The sequence below is a fragment of the Planctobacterium sp. R6 genome (assembly GCF_055755215.1).
Genome location: NZ_JBVTQY010000025.1, coordinates 1 through 18,843, shown reverse-complemented (window position 1 = coordinate 18,843; position 18,843 = coordinate 1). Strand labels below are relative to the sequence as shown.

The following is an 18,843-nucleotide window of genomic DNA, read 5'->3' as shown; positions in this document are numbered from 1 at the left end:
ATGGATGATCACTGGTCTAACATGAATAATGAATTATGTTTAAAGCACCCCTATGTTAAGTGGTGGTATTTCTATGTGCTCATAAGCTGGATTATGGTGTCAGGCGCTTATTGGATAATCATAATTGATTTTACATTGACGCGCCTATGTGCAATGAAAGGACTGACATTGACGGAAGCGATGCGTCGCTACCGCAAAGGGATGCTTAAAAGTGACAGAACAGTTCATGTACTTCCTCTACGTGACAGAGTTACCAGCAGAGAAGTTGTAAGGCGGTATCTCAAAGCTTGCATAGTGTTTTCAGTGCTAGGTGCAAGCATAATGCCCACAGGGGACTTAAGGGCAGTAGAAATTATTGAGATCCCTGCTAGTCCAGTCGAACCCCCATCAACAGGTGTTTTAGGGGAGCCACTTAGAGGGGTTGGGCGTGATGCACGTCTTGAGGACGTTTTGAAAATTATTTTGCCTAGCCAGTGGGTTTCCGTATTCCAGCACTCAGAATTAAAAGCGATGCGAGTGAACTGGTTCTCCGAAACCGATACGACTGCCGATGTGTTAGCTACATTGGGGAGATTGTATGGATTTGAGGTTTATTATCAGGCTTCCAGTAAGCTTTTGAATGTCCGATGGCGTACTGATGTGTGCTATGAAGCACAACTGCGCAATAAAGCTGTCCGGATGCAATTTCGAAAACTCGCTGGGTTTCCGTCGGAAATTCCATTAAATGAAGAAACGTTAAGAGTTAATGATGGTTCGCGTGATTTTTTGTGTTAGTTACCTATTAAGTGGGATCGCGCAAGCGCTGACATTGTCCGATGGGCAGAGAGATTTGTTATATCAGGAGTTCTTACCAGAACTTGCATCGCATAAACTCTGTGTCAAATTAGCCGCGCAACTTGAAGGTGTAGATGAGTTAGTATTGATGGGTATTTTAGGTCAGGAACGTGGGTATAAGAACCCGGTTAAGCGAAATAATAACGGCACCTTTGACCATGGTGTTGCACATATCAATACCGTTAGGGAAAAAGAATTAAAGCACTTTCCATTTGATTTAGAGGAAACCATATTTAATCCGTGCGCCAGTATTTTGGCAGCAGCACACCTGGTTTCCACTGAGATCAAGCAAGCTAATGATGTTTGGCAAGGTGTTGGAAATTATCATTATGATATACGGGGGAAGCATCCCCGGCATCACTGGCGATATCGTGATGCAGTAAAGAAAAGGGTGATCAGAATGAGGCAGACAGTGCAATGAGGACATTGGCCACAGTGTTTATGGTTAGTATGGCTGCGGCAGGAAACGTGTCAGCAGCGTGTCTAAGCCAGGAGCGATTTATTGAAGAGAATGGGCAGGTTTGTCAAAGTGGTAATAATTATGCGATGGCCAGTGTCGGGCAGCAGCTGATACCCAAAGGGTGGGTGATGCAGTTCGAAGCCAATGAGATAGAGCCTATACCAGTAAGCTTTCAAGAGGGCTTATTGTGGGTAGATAATCTGGATGCTATTGGAAAAGCAAAGGGGATGTCTTTTATCGTGGATGGGGCGGAAAAAACAGTGATTGCTACTTATCCAGACGATATCTTAGGCAAAGGCGCGGTGGTGATTAATTCGCAGGTTAAACGGGCACGGGAGCTATACCAAATGACTTCAAGGTATGCGCGACTCAGCGATGGGGCTCGTTTGAAGCGGGAGATTGCCAAAAGCAAGAGTCGGGTTAACGCACCTCTTGTGGAAGTAAATGATGTCCGTGACACCATGATCAGTGTTGAAGATGCGGTGTTCGATTTATCTATTTATCCCGGAATATTAGAAGAAAGCATAAAAGCGTACTTCATGAAAAAGTGGAATTACGGTGTAGTAGTTGAAAAGTATGGGTTTGTTTCCGCGCCTAAGCTTAATAGTGCTATTCAGTTAAATGGTGACACGGTGCAGCAGGATGTGGATGAACTGACTGCCATATTAGATGGGCAGGGAAATATACAGTACGAGTTTGAGGTGTATGGCAATACCGAAGTCTTGCATCTGAAAATGACCAAAATGGGTGGAGTAAGATAACCATGCAACGGAAACTAGTTAAGTTTGCAAGCATTGTCGCCGGTGCAGTGATGGGAGGCAGTGTATTTGCTCAGCCTCAACAGGATACAATTTTTATTGATGTAGATGAAGGTGAATTAAGAACTGTACTTGCGGATTATTTCGGTACGATTTACCCAGGTAAACAGGTTCTGCTAGAGAAGAGCATTACAGGAGTAAACCGTTTTAACACGCGGGTAAGTGGTAGTTCTTCCGAGGAGCTTGCAGTAAAGGTGCTCAAGGGACTGAACTTACAGGGTTGTATTTATCGGAATAATGTAATTGCACTACGCGCAAAAGTGGATAAACCGTTGTGTGAAGGAGAGAAATCCAACATTGAAGAGGACGTCCCGGTAACAGTAATTGCTAAGGGGTGGTTTGAAAAAACAGACAGGCGCTTCGATGTTGAGGGTTTACGTGATTACGGTAAAGCTGCGGCGCAGACGGGTCAAATGCCACTAGTAACAGATCCCAACGACACACCGATGTTGGCGGACAGTACTGATGAAGTTGTTTCAGAACAAGTGCACTTTCAATTGAACAGGGGGCTTATTAAAGGGCAGATTGAAAAATTGCTTGCTGATCATTTCATTCACAGTCCGAGTTTGGTTTGGCAACTGGATGAAAATGAAATGTGGCCAAATGCTATAAAGGTTAGCGGTGCTACTTACGATCATATTTTGGCCAGATTATTAAAGAGTTACGGAGCTGCGGCTTATTTTTACGACAATAACTTTGTTGTGGTCAAGAAGGATAACTAAAACATGAAGAAACATCGTCCTTTTAAATTCGCAGCATTAGCTGTGTTAATGGCAAGCTTAATGGGCTGTACAGCGTCGGATATTTTAACAGGGAAGACTAAGCGCATTATAGAAAAAGAGGGTACTAAGGAGGTTAGCAAAGCTCGCGAACTCGCCCCAAAAAAACACGCGCTCAGCAATATTCATCGTGTAAATGAGTTTTATGTCCCTCAATTGACACCGACGGAGCAAAATAGACCATCCTGGTTTTTTGTGGAAGAGTTTTTCCGTTTCAATGATTACACGCTTGGTGAGTTTATGTTGGATTTACAATCCAAGTTTGATGTAAACACACGCTATGTGGATAACATTGATCCTAAACTGATGCGCTTTTCGTTAGTCCATGACGGGCGGATTGGTGATGCAATGGAAAAAATAAAATTGGCGACGGGTTTATCATATACATTGGAAGGCTCTGTCGTGACATGGAGTAAATATGAAATTGCCCATTTAGATATTTCAGGTATCCCAGGTCTAGCCAATTTCTTAATTGGCAGGGATGAAAATGCAGATACTAATTCTTCTTCGGACAGTGGTGGAAGTTTTTCCACGGTGGTTACCGAATCCAGTATTGATAACAGTAGTTTTACTAACTTTTCAGCTACTCAAAAGGATAATTTCCAACAGATTATTGAAACACTGAACGAGCTAAAAACTGATGATGGTTATGTAAACGTCGATATGGCGACGTCTACACTGTTTGTACGGGATTTGCCGCGCAATGTAGCAGATATAACGCGATATGTTAAAGATGTTAATAAACGTCTTACCGCGCAGGTATACCTTGATATCAAGATTGTTGATTTTGACAACGATAAAGGCGATGAGTTTGGTATCGATTGGAATGCAGTTGTGAGTGAGCTTGAGGCGGGGGGCATTGCTACTGTAACCACGGGCTTTTCTGGGAACTTACTTAGTGGTCTGACACCGACAGTTTTAACTTATACGCGCAATGAAGGGAAGTATTCAGGTTCAGAGGCAATGATCCGGGCGTTACGGCAGCGCGGTGTAGTTCTGAACGTTACCGAACCCTCTGTTTTGGTAACAAATAACGAAGTGGCGCAGATTGTCAAAGGTGAAGATGTTACATATTTGGCTAGTTCCGGTAGTAATCAAACCGCAAATTCGAATAGTAACATATTGATTCCAGGTAAAATTCAGACCGGCTTGCAACTGTATGCTGTAGCCAATATTAACCTGGACGATATGTCCATTGTGGGTAAGATTTCGAACAAGTTCAGTGACATTGTGCGAATAGACAGTGTGACCTCCGGCGGCAGTCTTATTCAAACTCCGCAAGAAAGTAAAAATGAATTTTTTCAGACCTTTTATGCTAAAGATGGCGAGACAATTTTACTGGGTGGCATATCAGAACGACGCAGTGAGTATGAAACAAGAAGTACTGGCATGATGTTATTAGGGGGCCAGAAACTTGGCCGCAATCAGTACACTGACACTTTGATCATGATTACACCGCAAATTATTCGTCAATAACAGGAAGCACTGATGGAAATCATCACACGAGCTGACAATATGTCACTAGTGATATCCCCTTATCGCCAAGTGATCGAAGGTGTTGGTCAGAAAGAAAAAGTTACTGATATTGCTGAAGAGCAAGATCTAAACTATTTCACCTTGCATAAGACGGATCGTGTATCGACGGTTGGGCTGATCAAAGAGCAAAACAACGAAGATAAAATATTTTATTTTGATTTTGCACTGAAGTTACTGGCGTTGTATGAAGATTTGGATTTTTTTGTATATGTAGAATCCACTGAACAAGGTGATATGGAAGATGCTTATATCTTTGTTTTACTGTTGCGAGGGGAGCTGATAATTGATGAGATTGCCAGCTTTCCCGATATTGTTAGCGATATCCGATTAAATATTGGAAAGCTGCAAGAACGGATAGAGAGAGAGGGTAAAGGTGAAGAGCAGAAGATAAAGGTACAGTCTTCAGGTTTACGTGCTGCCGATGAAAATAAGATTAAGTTCCTATTTGGCGAAACTAAAATACAGTACGTTTCTAGCAGGGAACCTCTCACTGAATCAATTATTTTAACCAATGAAATTGCTTATCAGCATATACGCAATTTGGGTAAGAGCCTGCGTCCAAAAAGATTTGGATTGGGTTTGTTTATCATTGCTGGTGTAATCGCTGCGCTTGTTGGGAGCGTACTGGTTTATCAGGCGCAGCAGCCAAAAGAAATTAAGGTTGTGAAGCGGGATGATTTTAAAACATATCGAGAGGCGGTCACCAGTATACGTAATCCACAGGCCTATAACCGAATGAAACAGGAATACAATATTCACACCCTGTTTAACAATAACCTCGTTGGTTGGAAGGTTGTAAGGGTAGAGTATTCACCTTCGAAAGCGATTGTGTATACGTTACAAAATACGGGTGGCTTGTTAGCTCATTTACATGAACAAGTCAGGAATTTGTCGCTGGCTATCGGTTTTGCCGCGGCGCTGGACGTCACTAATAAAGGGGTTATGGTGGCAGTCAGTGGTGCAAATATTCCAGTGTTTGAACAAAGCGGCCCTGGCGTGAACGACGGGATACAAATATACAACATCAATGAAGTGTATCACTTGATCAATGATGGCTTTTCAACTTTTATCCCGAATGCGAACGTAGGGGTAATTGATTACGATACTGTATCTGATAAATGGAAAACTATGAATGTTCAGGTCAGTTTACAGGGGGTTCATTTCAGTGATTTTCTGCTTATTGGTAACATTTTTAAAGCTTTGCCTGTTTCGGTAGGGGGGGCTTCATACAGCATTTCCGATGGACGGGTTAGCGGTAATTTTGAGTTTAAGATCCACGGTGATCAGAATTAATAGGAGTGTCAGTAATGGCAAAGGGCAAAGCAAAGCAAGCGCAGGATAAAGATAAGACTAAAAAGCAAGTGACCTTTTTAGTGGTCGCTATAGTTATAGCATTGCCTGTATGGATGTGGCGACTGGGAATGTTTGAATCAACTAAAGTACCGCCCCCTCCGGCAAATCAAGCTAGAGCGGAAAATAATTCGGGGCAAAATGCACAAGCAAAACAAGCTCAGGGGCGGCTGGAAACGATAAACGGGGAAGTTCGTCGAGTAGTAGAAACACCAGCGCCACCCAGAGTAGAGCTTGGAAAAAGCGCTGATGAAGTGCTGGAAGATTATATTAATAGCCATCCTGATAAGCGCGCAGCCATTACTAACTTAGATTTGACAACACAACAACCTTTGGTTCAAAAGCAGCTTAGTATCCAAGAAGCTCGCACTCAAATTTCCAAAATGGAGTTTGAAGAACTGGAATATCGGTTACGTTTGAAGAGACTGCAAGAAGAAGGTCTCGAATCGCTTGAAGAGACTAGTGTAAGTACTCAACCCAACAACTTGTCAGGTATAACCGCCGGGCAGGTAAATAGTGAAGTCGTGACTGCGGTAGAAACTGACGAAGTCGAATTATCAGATTTTGCTTTGAGAGGGGTAACAAAGTCGGCCGACAGTGAAAATTATACAATTTTGTTGCGGGTCAACAATCGAAACCTGAGTGTGAGAAGTGGTGAGCGTCTGTTTGGTAACATCGAAGCAACCGTTAAACAGGATAGAACGGTAGAACTGTGCAAACGTAGTCGTTGTATTACTCTTTGACATATAAAAGGTGAGCGAGATGAATAATCCTGAAGAACTGTTTGAATCCTTTGATGCCGTTGAAGAGAAATCGGAACAAACAAAGGATGATGCGCATTATTTAAGTGAAGGGTATGAGCCGATTTTATCGCTTGTTGAACGTGCAGAAGCATTGCGTGGTGATGGATCAAAGAAAGAGGAAAACAATGCGTTTATAGTCGCATTAGTACGTAAAGATACCAACAGTGCTGTTGTGTTATCCACTCGTGAAACGTATGACCGGCATCGAATGGAAGTGCAAAACATGGTGTCTTTGGTTAAAGAGAAGAAATTCGAGAATGTTAACCGTGAAATTGCTTCTTTTGACACAATTGTGCAGTTACAGCGTGAGGGGCGGCAAGCTTTTGAGACCGAACTAGAACTTAGTAACGATACCAGCGTTAATGAATCGCGAGCAAAGGAAGATTTCGCACAGGTGGTAGAGCAGGGAGTGTCGCTTGGGGCCTCGGATTTTAATATAGTTAAGCGTAATAGAGGTAGCTATTATGCCTTTTCAGTTGATAACTTTATGACGAAAAAGTTCCATCTGAGTGAGAATGACGCACATCGGATGGTTTCTGCGGTACTTCAGACTGAATCTGAAGGTACTGAAGCGGACATGCATGAACAAAAGATTATATCTACCACAATCAAACAACAGATATATGTTGAGCGAAACGGCCGCACAGAAAAAGAGAGTGTGCGTCTTCGTGCCGAGCGAGTACCGTGTCACGGTGGATATAGCTTATCGGTAAGGATAATTCGCGAGAATCAAAGCGATTCCCGGTCAATTGATGAATTAGGGTTTGATGCAGTCACAACACAGATGCTGAAATGGTTGTCAAAACAGCCTGATGGTATTGTGTTGCTGGTGGGGCCGACCGGACAAGGTAAAACCGTCACAATTAAAGCGCTGTATGAATATATGGCTGGAAATAAAAAACTGGTGGTCATTGAGGACCCGGTGGAATATATAATTGATCATCCACATGTTCACCAGCAGGCCGTGAATATCAAGAATGACCTGACATTGAAGAAGTTCATTAAAAGTTCTTTACGACAGTTTCCTAAGGTTATCGGGATTGCTGAGGTTCGTGATGCTGAGGTCGGTGAAGACATGGTGAATGCTGCTTTGTCTGGTCATCTTATGGTTTCAACATTACACGCAGCAAATGTACTCTCTGCTCCGCAGCGTCTTGATAAGATCGGGGTGACCTACGATGTTCAGGCGCTTCCAGGACTGATTAAAGCTTTTATGTCACAGAGATTGTTGCCAAAGTTGTGTAAATGTAAGTTGGATGGGTTTCATCCTGAGTTTGGTAAGGTAAAAGTTAAAAACCCTGAAGGTTGTGTGCGATGTGGTCAAACGGGCATAAAGGGACGGGAGCCAGTAGGTGAGATATTAGTGTTAGATGGTGTCAGTCGCCGTTTTCTAGCTAAAGGTCAGGTGAGGGAAATGGAACGCCATATGCGTAATATGGGGTGGAGGTCGATGCGAGATCATGGGATTGAGAAAGTCAAAAGTGGCAACGTAGATCCTGGAGATTTATTTTCATTATTGGGAGACACTAAAGATACGCCTGACGCGGTGTTTAACTATGCTAAAGGCGAGTTTGAACTTGCAGAAGAATCAAATATATATAATGAAGCCTACGGTGAAGTTCCAATAGACCAGGTCACTTTTAATCGGGGCGTTATTTACGAACAACCAAATAGTGGAAAGCAGAACATTTCTGAAACAGCACTCTATAAGTCTGGTGTGAAGGATCGTGCTAAGACTGGCTTATGTGAAACTGCTAAAAATGAATATATTGATGATATCGCCAACAATAAGGCTGGCTCCGAAATTGTGAGTATAAAGCGTTTATCCACAGAAGCGGAAGATTTACACGGTACTGATGACAACAATGAAAAAAGTGGTCACGACACATCGGATTCATCGGTGGAAAATCAAATCCATTCAGATGTGAATGTAACATTGTCAGAAGAGGTAGGTGAAGCTGAAAACCTGGCTCATAATGAATCTGCAGAGACATCAGATAATAATGTCGCAAAAAAAACGCATGCATTTATTCCCAGAAGTTTTGAAGACCAGGATGATCACACCTCCTTAAGTAAACCTGAAGCAGATGATTCAAAGTATGAGCCTCTCAGAAGTTCGGTAAAGGGAGATAATCGCACTACGCCTGACCAAACTGCCAATTCCACAGAAGGAATGGAAAATGTTACAGAGCCGGATAATAGCAATACGGAAGATGCTCCTGATGCTAACCCTGGAATGGCTGACAATATTGCTGATGATGAGGGCGATTTAACTAGTACAACGTTACTGGAGAGTAGTGAGACTTCTAAAGAAACCGTTAAAGGAGAAAGCTCACAAAAAGAACCTCTACATGAGATACTGCAGCGATATAAGCAAAGTCTGAGTGATAAAGAATGAAGGCGTTGTTCAGCTTTATACAGCAGGATTTACGGTACATTGGAGATAGAATTGCTACCAATGTCTTAAAATTGAGGGACTTTAAACAGTACTGGCGGCGCTTTTTATTTAATCGGTCTCGACAGTATGAATTTATTAAAGATTACTACTCGTTCCTCATGTCTTCGAGCCATTTTGAGGCTTGTAAAGCTATAATCGACGGTGTGGACGCAGTGAATGATAATCCATTAAAAAAATACGTGGCTCAGGCTATTAAAAATGGTCTGGATGAAGGTCACAATGCTTCATATGGAATGCGACATTGGTTCGATGACGACATTGTACAGATATTTAGAGCTGGTGAGCAGGCAGGTAATCTGGAGAATGTACTAGATATCTACAGCAAAGAAGAAGAAAAGCATAAATCATTTGTACAGTCGCTTTTTGGCGGTGTAAAAACACAGGCTGTGATGGTTTCAGGGGCTACAATTGCTTATCTGTTATTGGCTTCTATTAATTGGATGGGGTTTCCTGAATTTACAGCTGTGTCTAACTGGGCGGAGCCCAGCCAAAAGGCCTATGCCATGAGTCAAACGGTGTACAACAATATTGTAATCATTTTGATAATTTTGGTTGGTGGGTTTTGGTTTATTAATAATCGAATGAAAAATTATACAGGGAGCTTTCGGGAAGTTCTGGACAAATTGCCGCCTTTTTCAATATACAAAAGCTTACAGGCGCTTCGTTTTTTTAAACTTTATGTGGTGTTAAAGACAGCGAAAGAAAGTGACCAGCGTGCATTCAGAATCGCCTATGACAATGGTAGCAAATATCTTCAAGATTATGTCAGCCTCATGGAGGGGGAGTTGCATCAAGGTGAGGATAATATTGGTAACCTTTTAGACGTAGGGTTATTACCTAAACGATTAGTATCCCGTTTATTTACTGTATCAAGACAGGCCAATGATGAAGCTCGTATCAGAGTATTGCTTGATATTGCAAATTATGCGGAAAAAGAAGTGGATTTAGCTCTGGGTAACACTTTGATGTATTTAAAGATGGCAGCGTGGATGTTTGCTTTATGGTATGGCGGCACGTTACTTGTGGGATTTGCGTTGGTAACTCAATCTGTGAGTGCCGTGTAAATAATAGTGATATCAAATAATTTTTTTTAAAACAAGCGAGGATAACAACATGAGAACAATGAAGCGGCAAGGCGGCTTTAGCCTGATAGAATTAGCAATAGTGCTGGTTATAATCGGGATACTTGTTGCGGCGATGCTGCCACAGCTACAGGCTTTTTTAGGCGGTGGTAAAGTAGATGCCGCCAAGACGCAACTAAATGCACTGCTAGGGTATGCACAAAGTTGGGCGCCACCTAATGGAGATATGACAGGTATAAGTATGACTGCGCTGGACAGCGATGGTTACCTCCCTGATGATTGGGGAACATGTACCAACTGCAACCCATGGGCAGGTGCGATTACAGTGACAGTAAATTCTAGTGACGTAACACAGATTGATTTGACGGTAACTGGTATTGATGATGATGATGCCGGCAATAGATTGGCTCGTGAGATGTCACAACAGTCGTCTACGGTGGGTACGCCCAGCTATTCTGCTGGCACGTTATCAATGACTATGGGAAGCACCTGATGACCCCCAGCCGTCAGGCCGGGTTTTCATTGGTGCAACTGACGATAGTTCTGGCTGTGGCTGGTTTTATCGTCAGTGGCCTGCTCTCTCAACAACGGCAGCAACAACAGATAGACGAGTATGCTCGTATTCATTATATTGCTGATTTGCTGGGTAAAGCGCTGGATAGTTACTATTTGGCACACTGTGATGAGTCCCCGTTCCCTCAACCTGATGTGGCGGCTTTAGTCGCCGAATCTCACTTAATGAATGACCGGTCGTTATTAACACCGTTAGCTGATGAATTCGGTGTATCGGTGTTAAACCCTGGTACTGTAAGTGTGTCAATGCAGGTGTCGGCTATTGTTGATGCGACTGCGTTGGCTACCCGAATAGCGGCTAATGCAGATAACGCAAGTTCAGTGGGGCTACAAATCACCTGGTTGTACAAACCAACCATTGCCGGCACAGAAGATCTCACCGGTTTACAAGACCTTAAAGGGGCGTTTGGAGACACTCGCTGTTAAGATCGTCAAACTACTCAATCTCACTGCATAAGTATTATAAAATATACCTTTTATAAAACCGCATACAATTCAACGCGAGAATGACGGTTTTATAATTGATAATAGTTATGCACATCATGTATAATGTATGCCTTGAAATACCTATCCTACGAGAGATATGTCAGCATGATGTTACACAAACGAGGCCTTAGTGGAAAACAAGCGGGTTTTACGTTAATTGAGCTAGCGTCAGTGCTGGCTATTGCCGGTGTTATAGCTTCATATGCGATTGGCTACAAACAACAGCAAATAATGGATGAGCGGGCTGATGTGGCCGTGGAAGACATTAAAGCGTTGCGTCAGGCATACAGACGGTTTTATTCAGAGACGTTGAGGGATCCTAACAACATAAACGAACTGGCACCTTATTATACCCGTAGTTTTACCTCTCCTTTTAATACCACTTATAGCGGGACTGTAACCGCGAATGGTTATCAAATTTCATTGGATACTGATGATAATCGCTTTGCTCACCGGGTTAATCGCAAAATGTCTGCAACCACGAGAGCTGGTGATACAGTTAGTGTAGTCACGCCAGTGCCATCTATCGCGACGATTGCAGCTCAACAACTACATAGGGTGCAGGTAGACGGGCGTCCGGAACTAAACCAGATGCAAACTCATATCGATGCAAATGGGTTTAACGTTTCCGATATTGGTGAGCTCAACGTTAGTAATGTTGATGTTACTTCTTTGACCGTAACAACGAGTATTGAAACGCCAGTGCTGGAAGTTTCCGAAACCATTGAATTCGGGGATAACTCAATTAGATCTGATGGCACTAATTTAATCATTGATGCAGGCAATGTTAATGTTAATGGTGCGCTGAGTGTTAATGGAAATATTAACGCAAATGGTAACAGTCTGGAAAATGTAGGGGTCCTAAGTGCGAGCAATGTTACAACTGGTGACATGAGAGTGACTGGGACTGCGGTTGTGGATCAGCTTGATTTTGACGTTCAGACATTTGATACCTTAACGATTAATAATGAATTGAGTGTGACTCAGGAACTGAGTACAACTAACCTGACAATCCTGGAAAACGGTGTCCTTAGCGCTAATTTAGGGGAATTTAATAACATAACAGTAGAAGGTCAAACTGTTACCGGGACAGCGGTAATCGGAAGCACATTAACTGTTAATGGTGACGCGACTGTGAGCGGGAGGCTGACTGCAGATCGAGTTGAGGCGAACAGTGGTTCCATTGATACATTAACGGGTAATAGTCTGACCTATACTCAGGGTAATTTTGGCAATTTAAACGCTAGTGACGTCATTGCAGCAGGGGTAACTGCAAATGTAGTTCAGGCCGCAATAGTTAATGCCACTAATATTAATCTTGAGGGAACTATTACCGCCGTAACTGGTGAGTTCAACTCAATATTGGCTACTGACATCACTGCTACCGAGGCGTATCTTGATACTGTGGTTGCCCATTCGGTTTTAGCAAATACGGTTAATACAGACGAACTCAAAGCGAAAGATGCTGAGATAACAGGTAGCACCGTTTCAAATGGGGTTAAAGCTAGCACTGCTGAGTTTGATACTGCCATTGCAAGGACAGTTGATGCAACATCTATCACGGGTGAGAACATGACATTGACTGGTAGTACAACTATTGAAGATACATTGACAGTATTTAACAGTATCGATGGACAAAGTGCGGCAAGGATATTGGATTTTGCCAGTGTGGCCAGTACCAATTATACCGGTGGTTCGTATACTGCTACGGGCGATTTTTCAACATCAAGCCGTGGGTATGATGGTGCCAACAACTCCGTAAATACTAATGAAGGGCGTCTTGCTGCCATTCGACAATTGCTTGAGCAATGTGATGCGGCAGGAGGTTGTTTGGGTATTAATCTGGATTAGACGAAGTTGGATGACTCATTATGCTTAGACAGACAGGTGCCGCTCTTCCTTATATGCTGGCAGGATCATTAACTGTTACAGGTATAGGGGCTTATTATGTGGCGCAAGAGCGGTCGGTTGATAAGTCACAACAGCGTGCAATAGCAATTGCTACACAGGTACAACAGGCACAAGAGTCGGCCCTTGATTGCTACAGTGGACTGCGTCGCTGGTGCACTGCTGATGAAATGGTGATGTTTGGCGCTGGCTTGATGCAAGGTCCTGATGGTAATGATTATGTGTTATCTGTTAATGCCAATAATGAATTAAATCTTCAGTTAAACGTAGCTGACCTTAAAGTCCGTGAAATTGTCACGTCGTTGTTACTAAATGGTCAAAGTGCCGGTAGCGCGGTTACCACTCGTATTAGGCCTCCAAGTGAATCAGATATTCTTGGCGATCGCTTGCAGCGATACGCCAGTGACAGAGATCCCAGTAGAACTCAATTGGAAACCGATATTAGCTTAGGCGGCTTTAATATCGAAGATAATTCAGATCCTGATGATGCGCAGTCGAGTTCTGTGAGTGCAGATATTGCTGTTATTGACCAAATTGTTGCGGAAGAAGTAGTTCAAGCGACGACGATTCAGGTGACAGAAACTTTAAGGATTGGAGAGAGTACTGAAATCAGCGTAGCTGATGGCGATGTTACACTTACCGGAAATACGATACAGGTTAATGGTCAACTGACATTGTACGGTACACTGAATGCAATGAATAATGACATTGTAGGTGTAAATCAGTTTAGTGCTGATGAAATTGAAACACAAACTTTGAATGTGACCAATGCAGAAGGAGATGGTAGTTTTACCGGGGATACACTAATTGTTAATAGTGGTGTTGGTGATGACTCTCAAGGCCGTCGAGTAACAGTCTTGGGTACAACCAACGCAGGAAATGTATATGTAGGCGGTACATTTGACGCTACCGCTGCCAGTGAAGCCAGGCTAAGTAATCTGAGCGTGAATAACAACTTGACCACGTCAACAATGGTAACTGGTGCATTACAAGCCGGCACCCTTGCTATGAACAACGGTATGTTGGTAGCGGACCATATACAGTCCGCCAGTGGCGAAATTACAGCGTTAACAGGTACAAGGGTAGGTACAGCCACAGAGCCATTTGCTTCGGGCAATTTTAACGGGATAGATGCTGACGGAGTGACTGTTAATAATCTGTTGGACGTGTCTGGGTCCATAAATGTTAATCGCAACGATGCCGAGGATAGCGGTAATATTACGGTAACCGAATCGGTGGATACAGATTCGGTCAATGCGAACGTGGCTCAGTTTACTGATAATAGTGATGACGCGACCGCGTTACAGACCTCCCAGATAAATGTTACTGGTACACTGACCACGGAGCAATTAGAAGTTGGTGTATTGACTGTGCAGGAAAAAGTTACCGATGACGGTGATGTGATACCGGGTACACTGACGGTCAGCGATAGAGTGACTTCAGGTACCTTCACAATACAGAACAGGCTCAATACAACGGGGCTGGTGGTATTGCGGAATAGCTCTGAGTTTTATAATGAAAACGGGTATGATGTGGTTGTTACGGGTGAGATGGATATTACTTCACTGGAGTTTCAGCGCAATGGGCGCATGAAAGCTGAAACTATCACAGCTACAAACGCAAGCATGGTGAGTGTTAAATCCGTTGACATCAGAGGAAATAACGCAACAACCGCGTCTAATTTTAGTTTAGTTGATGCTGATATATTTAATGGCGACAATTTTTCTGCGACGTCAGATTTTACTACAGATAAAAACGCACATTATGGAGGCAAAGCTAGTGTTAATCGTAACGCAGAGCAGATCGGCTTAATTTATGGTGAGGTCGAACAGTGTGTGGGTAGCGAGGAATGCTATGGACAGACGCCCGTTATAAATTTTATAAGCGCTTATTTGGATGATCAGGGTTTTAATTCACCAGATTGGCAAGGGAATTTTACGGTCACTATTGATAATTGCACACGGGGGTGCTCGCTCGGCATTGATGATAATAATTCCGGTGCAGCAAGTAATCTGCAATGTAACGACCTAAGCGATATTCCTGCCAACTCCAGCAGAACACTAAGTTGTACATTTGATGTCGATGACATACCGCCTAACGCAACATACTCCGGCCAATATATACTGTCAGCTGAAGGTGTAGTTTATGGGTTTCAGGCGAGTGTGCAGATAAATTATAGATTTCGTAATCGCGGCGAACGCCCTCCTATCGATGAAGTTAAAGCTGGATGTTTTTGGGATACCACTGAATTTGATCAGGCGACTCAAAATAATTGTATTCTGCTTGCAGATTCGGGAACACAGCATGTTGTTTATAGTGTTGGAGAGGCTCTTGGTGTTCAGGATTTTGAATTTGCAAATCGAGATGAATGGGAGGTGCAGTGGTCTGGGGATTGTGTTTCCGGAATTTATCAATGTAGTATCGACGTCGATGCGGGTAGTTCCCTTAAAAATCGCTTTCGAGCTACAGCAGATGTTTTACATATTCCAACAGGTGACAGACGTACTTTCAGCGTTTCAGCGTTTTTAGAAAGGTAATTTAGTCTGGGTAAACGAAGGGCCATATTATCGTGGCGGTGTAGTTGCCTAATCGGACACTAGACCGGGGTAAAGCGTCGCATGGGGATAGTTTTAAAACACTAAACCAAATTAGAACCATGATTCATAGTTCATGCAGGATTAATTTTAATAATTGCTCATCGGATACATCATTCAACGCAACAATAGCCGCTCTCACGATTGCAGCATTACTGACCTTCTTTATATTCTGAGTAGCAAGCCGCTGCTTAATTACTTCAAATCGTTTCATCTCATTATCACTGATATTGAATATTCTTCTTTTGCGAAAATCTTCCGGGGCCAGAGATACGGGCCTGCCCGCTTTTTTTTGTTTGTCATCATGAGATTGCATTCAAGAACCTAAATTAACAGTATATTTATGATGCTTATATTATACATGTAAATTATATAAATAAAATACAATTAATGTATGAATATTATTTGCATAATAAGTGTACTTGTGTTAAAGTCTACTAAACAATGCAAAAAACAGTTATTCAACTGAGAGTGCGAACGTAAACTTCTTTAGGATGAAAATAAAGATTGAATATTGTGCTTTGTTCAGTGCAGTTTTTATTCGAAGATGGTAAAACAGAGAGTTTGGGGCGTATTCGTTTTGCTTAGGAACAGTAAATTGATTAGTAAATCCTGGCAGTAGCAGTAGAGGTTTCATTGTTACCAGCTGAATTGAACCGAAGTAAATTAGAAGATTTTAAGAAAGGACCAAAATATGCAAAATATTAGAAGAAGTATTGTAAGTAGCAGCATTCTATCTACGTTACTGTTAGTACCGTGGGGGGCGTTATCTCATGTACCAATTGATGATATCACTGAAAATAAAAGTACGGTGATGGCAATCGCAAACGCAGGATTTGCTGCACGAGATTTACCAGAAGATCCTCAATCTACAATTGACGTTATGGTTTATTACCAACCAACTTACGCTACCGCATTGGGTAGCCATCAAGCGGTAGTAGAACGAGTCCATTATTTGTACGATGCAGTGCAAGCTTTACATAATGAAGAGGGTTTTGGTGTAACCTATCGCATTGTGGCTATCACTCCTACGGTGAGTGTGCCAGACGATCTGGCTATGTACCCTGAAGACCCGGATGTGGTAGGTGCCGATCAGTTAGCAAGTCGTGTAATTGGCAACCTTGGCAACCCGGAATACGATACTAGACTATTATACAAGCCAGACATGGTGACGTATATCAGGGAGTACACCGATGAACCGCGCCTGGGTACTGCTGCCAGTGAAACTGACGCTAATGACCTTGGTATTGAGGGTTTTTATGCAAGCAATACTGTGTTGGATGAATTCACAGATAGCTCTGTGAGAACTTTGGCACACGAGATTGGGCATAATTACGGTGCTGATCATGAAGAAGCTGACAATCCAAATACAGGCGATCCACGCAATCGAGCGTGGTCTTGTGGAGGTGTGAACTCGGTAATGCACACCCGTGGCACTGGTGATTTATTGTTTTATTCTAATCCTGACAGAAGTCATAATGGAGAAATCTGTGGGGATGCAAATGAAGCAGATAATCATGCGGTTATTGAGCAGGATATTGGCTGGTTCAATAATTTTTCTACTGCGACTACAGCAGTTGGAACGGTGGGCTTTTCTTCAACAGATATCAGGGTTAGTGAAGGTAATGCTGCGATGTTAACAGTGGTTCGTGATGGAGATTTAAGTGAAACTGCACGAGTTACTGTGTTGGTAACATCACAAACAGCAGCGTATAACGTGGATTATACAGACGGCTTTTATGAGCTTGTTTTTGAAGCTGGCGAAGACACCAAACAAGTGACTGTTAATGTATTGGAAGACGGAATTCAGGAAACTGATGAAGTATTAACCGCCTCATTGGTTTTTCCTGCACGTATGACTCCACAACCTGAAAGTGATGAAGCAAGTATTATTATTGAAGGTAATGCTATTTCAGGAAATGCGGGTACATTTTCACTACCAGAAAACCTCCTGGTAACGGAAGGGAACTCTGAAACGTTTACTGTTGAGCGCACGGGAGGTAGCGATGCTCAGGTAGTGGTAGATGTTACAACTACCTTTGGTAGTGCCTCTGGAGAAGATTTCGTTGCAATCAATGAATCGTTAATTTTCGAAGTTGGAGAAACTGTTAAAGAACTGACGTTAGAAACAATCAACGATGAAATTGAAGAGGGAGTAGAAACTGCAACAATCTCGATCAGCTCGGCGGCTAATGTGGATAACGCAGATATGAGCGTTACTATTGATGATGACGATGGTGTGGTTAATAAAGGTCAGTTCTCTGTAAGTGTTTCAGCGTCAACTATTTCAGAGGGCAGTGCTGTGGATGTTACAGTTACACGCTCTGGCGGTACTGGAGAGGCTGTATTGTCACTTTTGGCTGATTTCAGTAATGGAACAGCAGATGTGACTCACTCACTGACATTTGGCGATGGAGAAACACAAAAAACTGTATCAATTACTGCGACAGATAATAGTACAGATGAAGCTAACTATATGTTAACTATCTCTTTAAGTTCCACTGATGAAGGAGTGACGTTTGGTGATGATGAGGTATCAGTCACGGTGACGGATAATGACACTGCACCTGTGACCCCACCTTCTAACAACGATGGTGGTTCTGGTGGCGGTAGTGCCTGGTATCTATTGTTACTGGCTTTCGCTGGAATGATTAGACGTGTGATTCGTTAACTGAGAGGTTCAATATTCTTCAAGAAGCCGGTTTATACCGGCTTTTTGCGTTAAGGCGAAGGCTATGGAGTGGGATAGAGGTGGTATTTTTGAATCACACTGTTGGAAGCTCTCCTGAAGAGACTATGTAACTTCAGATGCTGGGCATGATAGCAGAGTATGAACGTGCCAAAATTGTGGAGCGTAATCTGCGGGGTAAACTACATACATGGATCCAAATGATAGTAACCTATGGCACAATCATTTTTTCAGGCAATTGACGTTAATAGTGATTCCGATTCTATCCACAAACTCTCAATGGATTCGGGAGTTTCAGTTGAATCGTTTAGGAATTATCAAAAGTCACATGTATTACCTGATATTTTCAGATTCAACAAGCTGTTAATAAACAATAAAGTATTCATATCGAAACCCAAGGGCATGATCAAACTTATTGATATAGCATTTGTTCTTAAGATCACATTTTGGCATAAGCTAATAAATTTGCTTTA

At 42.6% G+C, this 18,843-nt stretch carries 15 protein-coding genes; 14 read left to right on the top strand and 1 reads right to left on the bottom strand.

Annotation, left to right across the window (positions count from 1 at the left end; translation table 11 throughout):
• The 13 genes from AC0J20_RS15265 to AC0J20_RS15205 all read left to right on the top strand — a co-directional run bounded on the left by AC0J20_RS15265 (nucleotide 1) and on the right by AC0J20_RS15205 (nucleotide 15,624).
• Nucleotides 1-774, top strand: a complete 774-nt coding sequence (locus AC0J20_RS15265) for a hypothetical protein (protein WP_473022344.1) — start codon at nucleotides 1-3, stop codon at nucleotides 772-774.
• Nucleotides 746-1,255, top strand: a complete 510-nt coding sequence (locus tag AC0J20_RS15260) for a lytic transglycosylase domain-containing protein (RefSeq protein ID WP_473022343.1) — start codon at nucleotides 746-748, stop codon at nucleotides 1,253-1,255. The genes AC0J20_RS15265 and AC0J20_RS15260 overlap by 29 nt, the downstream gene beginning before the upstream one ends.
• Nucleotides 1,252-2,055 (top strand): hypothetical protein, encoded by an 804-nt coding sequence (locus AC0J20_RS15255; protein ID WP_473022342.1) that lies wholly within the window; start codon nucleotides 1,252-1,254, stop codon nucleotides 2,053-2,055. The genes AC0J20_RS15260 and AC0J20_RS15255 overlap by 4 nt, the downstream gene beginning before the upstream one ends.
• A gap of 2 nt (nucleotides 2,056-2,057) precedes the next feature.
• Nucleotides 2,058-2,834: a hypothetical protein gene (locus AC0J20_RS15250; RefSeq protein WP_473022341.1), complete on the top strand. Its 777-nt coding sequence runs from the start codon at nucleotides 2,058-2,060 to the stop codon at nucleotides 2,832-2,834.
• 3 nt (nucleotides 2,835-2,837) lie between these two features.
• Nucleotides 2,838-4,367: a hypothetical protein gene (locus AC0J20_RS15245; RefSeq protein WP_473022340.1), complete on the top strand. Its 1,530-nt coding sequence runs from the start codon at nucleotides 2,838-2,840 to the stop codon at nucleotides 4,365-4,367.
• 12 nt (nucleotides 4,368-4,379) lie between these two features.
• Nucleotides 4,380-5,720 (top strand): hypothetical protein, encoded by a 1,341-nt coding sequence (locus AC0J20_RS15240; protein ID WP_473022339.1) that lies wholly within the window; start codon nucleotides 4,380-4,382, stop codon nucleotides 5,718-5,720.
• A 14-nt stretch (nucleotides 5,721-5,734) separates the two neighbouring features.
• Nucleotides 5,735-6,520: a hypothetical protein gene (locus tag AC0J20_RS15235; RefSeq protein ID WP_473022338.1), complete on the top strand. Its 786-nt coding sequence runs from the start codon at nucleotides 5,735-5,737 to the stop codon at nucleotides 6,518-6,520.
• Between the two features lie 19 nt (nucleotides 6,521-6,539).
• Nucleotides 6,540-8,978 (top strand): GspE/PulE family protein, encoded by a 2,439-nt coding sequence (locus AC0J20_RS15230; protein WP_473022337.1) that lies wholly within the window; start codon nucleotides 6,540-6,542, stop codon nucleotides 8,976-8,978.
• Nucleotides 8,979-9,190: 212 nt separating this feature from the next.
• The gene (locus AC0J20_RS15225; RefSeq protein WP_473022335.1) at nucleotides 9,191-10,102 is read left to right on the top strand and encodes a hypothetical protein; all 912 of its coding nucleotides are present in this window, start codon (nucleotides 9,191-9,193) and stop codon (nucleotides 10,100-10,102) included.
• 49 nt (nucleotides 10,103-10,151) lie between these two features.
• Nucleotides 10,152-10,613, top strand: a complete 462-nt coding sequence (locus AC0J20_RS15220; RefSeq protein ID WP_473022334.1) for a prepilin-type N-terminal cleavage/methylation domain-containing protein — start codon at nucleotides 10,152-10,154, stop codon at nucleotides 10,611-10,613.
• Nucleotides 10,613-11,119 carry a type II secretion system protein gene (locus AC0J20_RS15215; RefSeq protein WP_473022333.1) on the top strand — a complete coding sequence of 169 codons (507 nt, stop codon included), beginning with the start codon at nucleotides 10,613-10,615 and terminating at the stop codon, nucleotides 11,117-11,119. Before AC0J20_RS15220 ends, AC0J20_RS15215 begins: the two co-directional genes overlap by 1 nt.
• 165 nt (nucleotides 11,120-11,284) lie before the next feature.
• The gene (locus tag AC0J20_RS15210) at nucleotides 11,285-13,030 is read left to right on the top strand and encodes a type IV pilin protein (RefSeq protein WP_473022332.1); all 1,746 of its coding nucleotides are present in this window, start codon (nucleotides 11,285-11,287) and stop codon (nucleotides 13,028-13,030) included.
• A 20-nt stretch (nucleotides 13,031-13,050) separates the two neighbouring features.
• Nucleotides 13,051-15,624 carry a hypothetical protein gene (locus tag AC0J20_RS15205; RefSeq protein ID WP_473022331.1) on the top strand — a complete coding sequence of 858 codons (2,574 nt, stop codon included), beginning with the start codon at nucleotides 13,051-13,053 and terminating at the stop codon, nucleotides 15,622-15,624.
• Nucleotides 15,625-15,748: 124 nt separating this feature from the next.
• Here the strand turns inward: AC0J20_RS15205 and AC0J20_RS15200 are convergent, their stop codons facing one another.
• Nucleotides 15,749-15,997 carry a hypothetical protein gene (locus AC0J20_RS15200; protein ID WP_473022330.1) on the bottom strand — a complete coding sequence of 83 codons (249 nt, stop codon included), beginning with the start codon at nucleotides 15,995-15,997 and terminating at the stop codon, nucleotides 15,749-15,751.
• Nucleotides 15,998-16,375: 378 nt separating this feature from the next.
• Here AC0J20_RS15200 and AC0J20_RS15195 point away from each other — a divergent pair, with 378 nt between their 5' ends.
• The gene (locus tag AC0J20_RS15195; protein WP_473022328.1) at nucleotides 16,376-18,352 is read left to right on the top strand and encodes a Calx-beta domain-containing protein; all 1,977 of its coding nucleotides are present in this window, start codon (nucleotides 16,376-16,378) and stop codon (nucleotides 18,350-18,352) included.
• Nucleotides 18,353-18,843 lie beyond the last annotated feature (491 nt).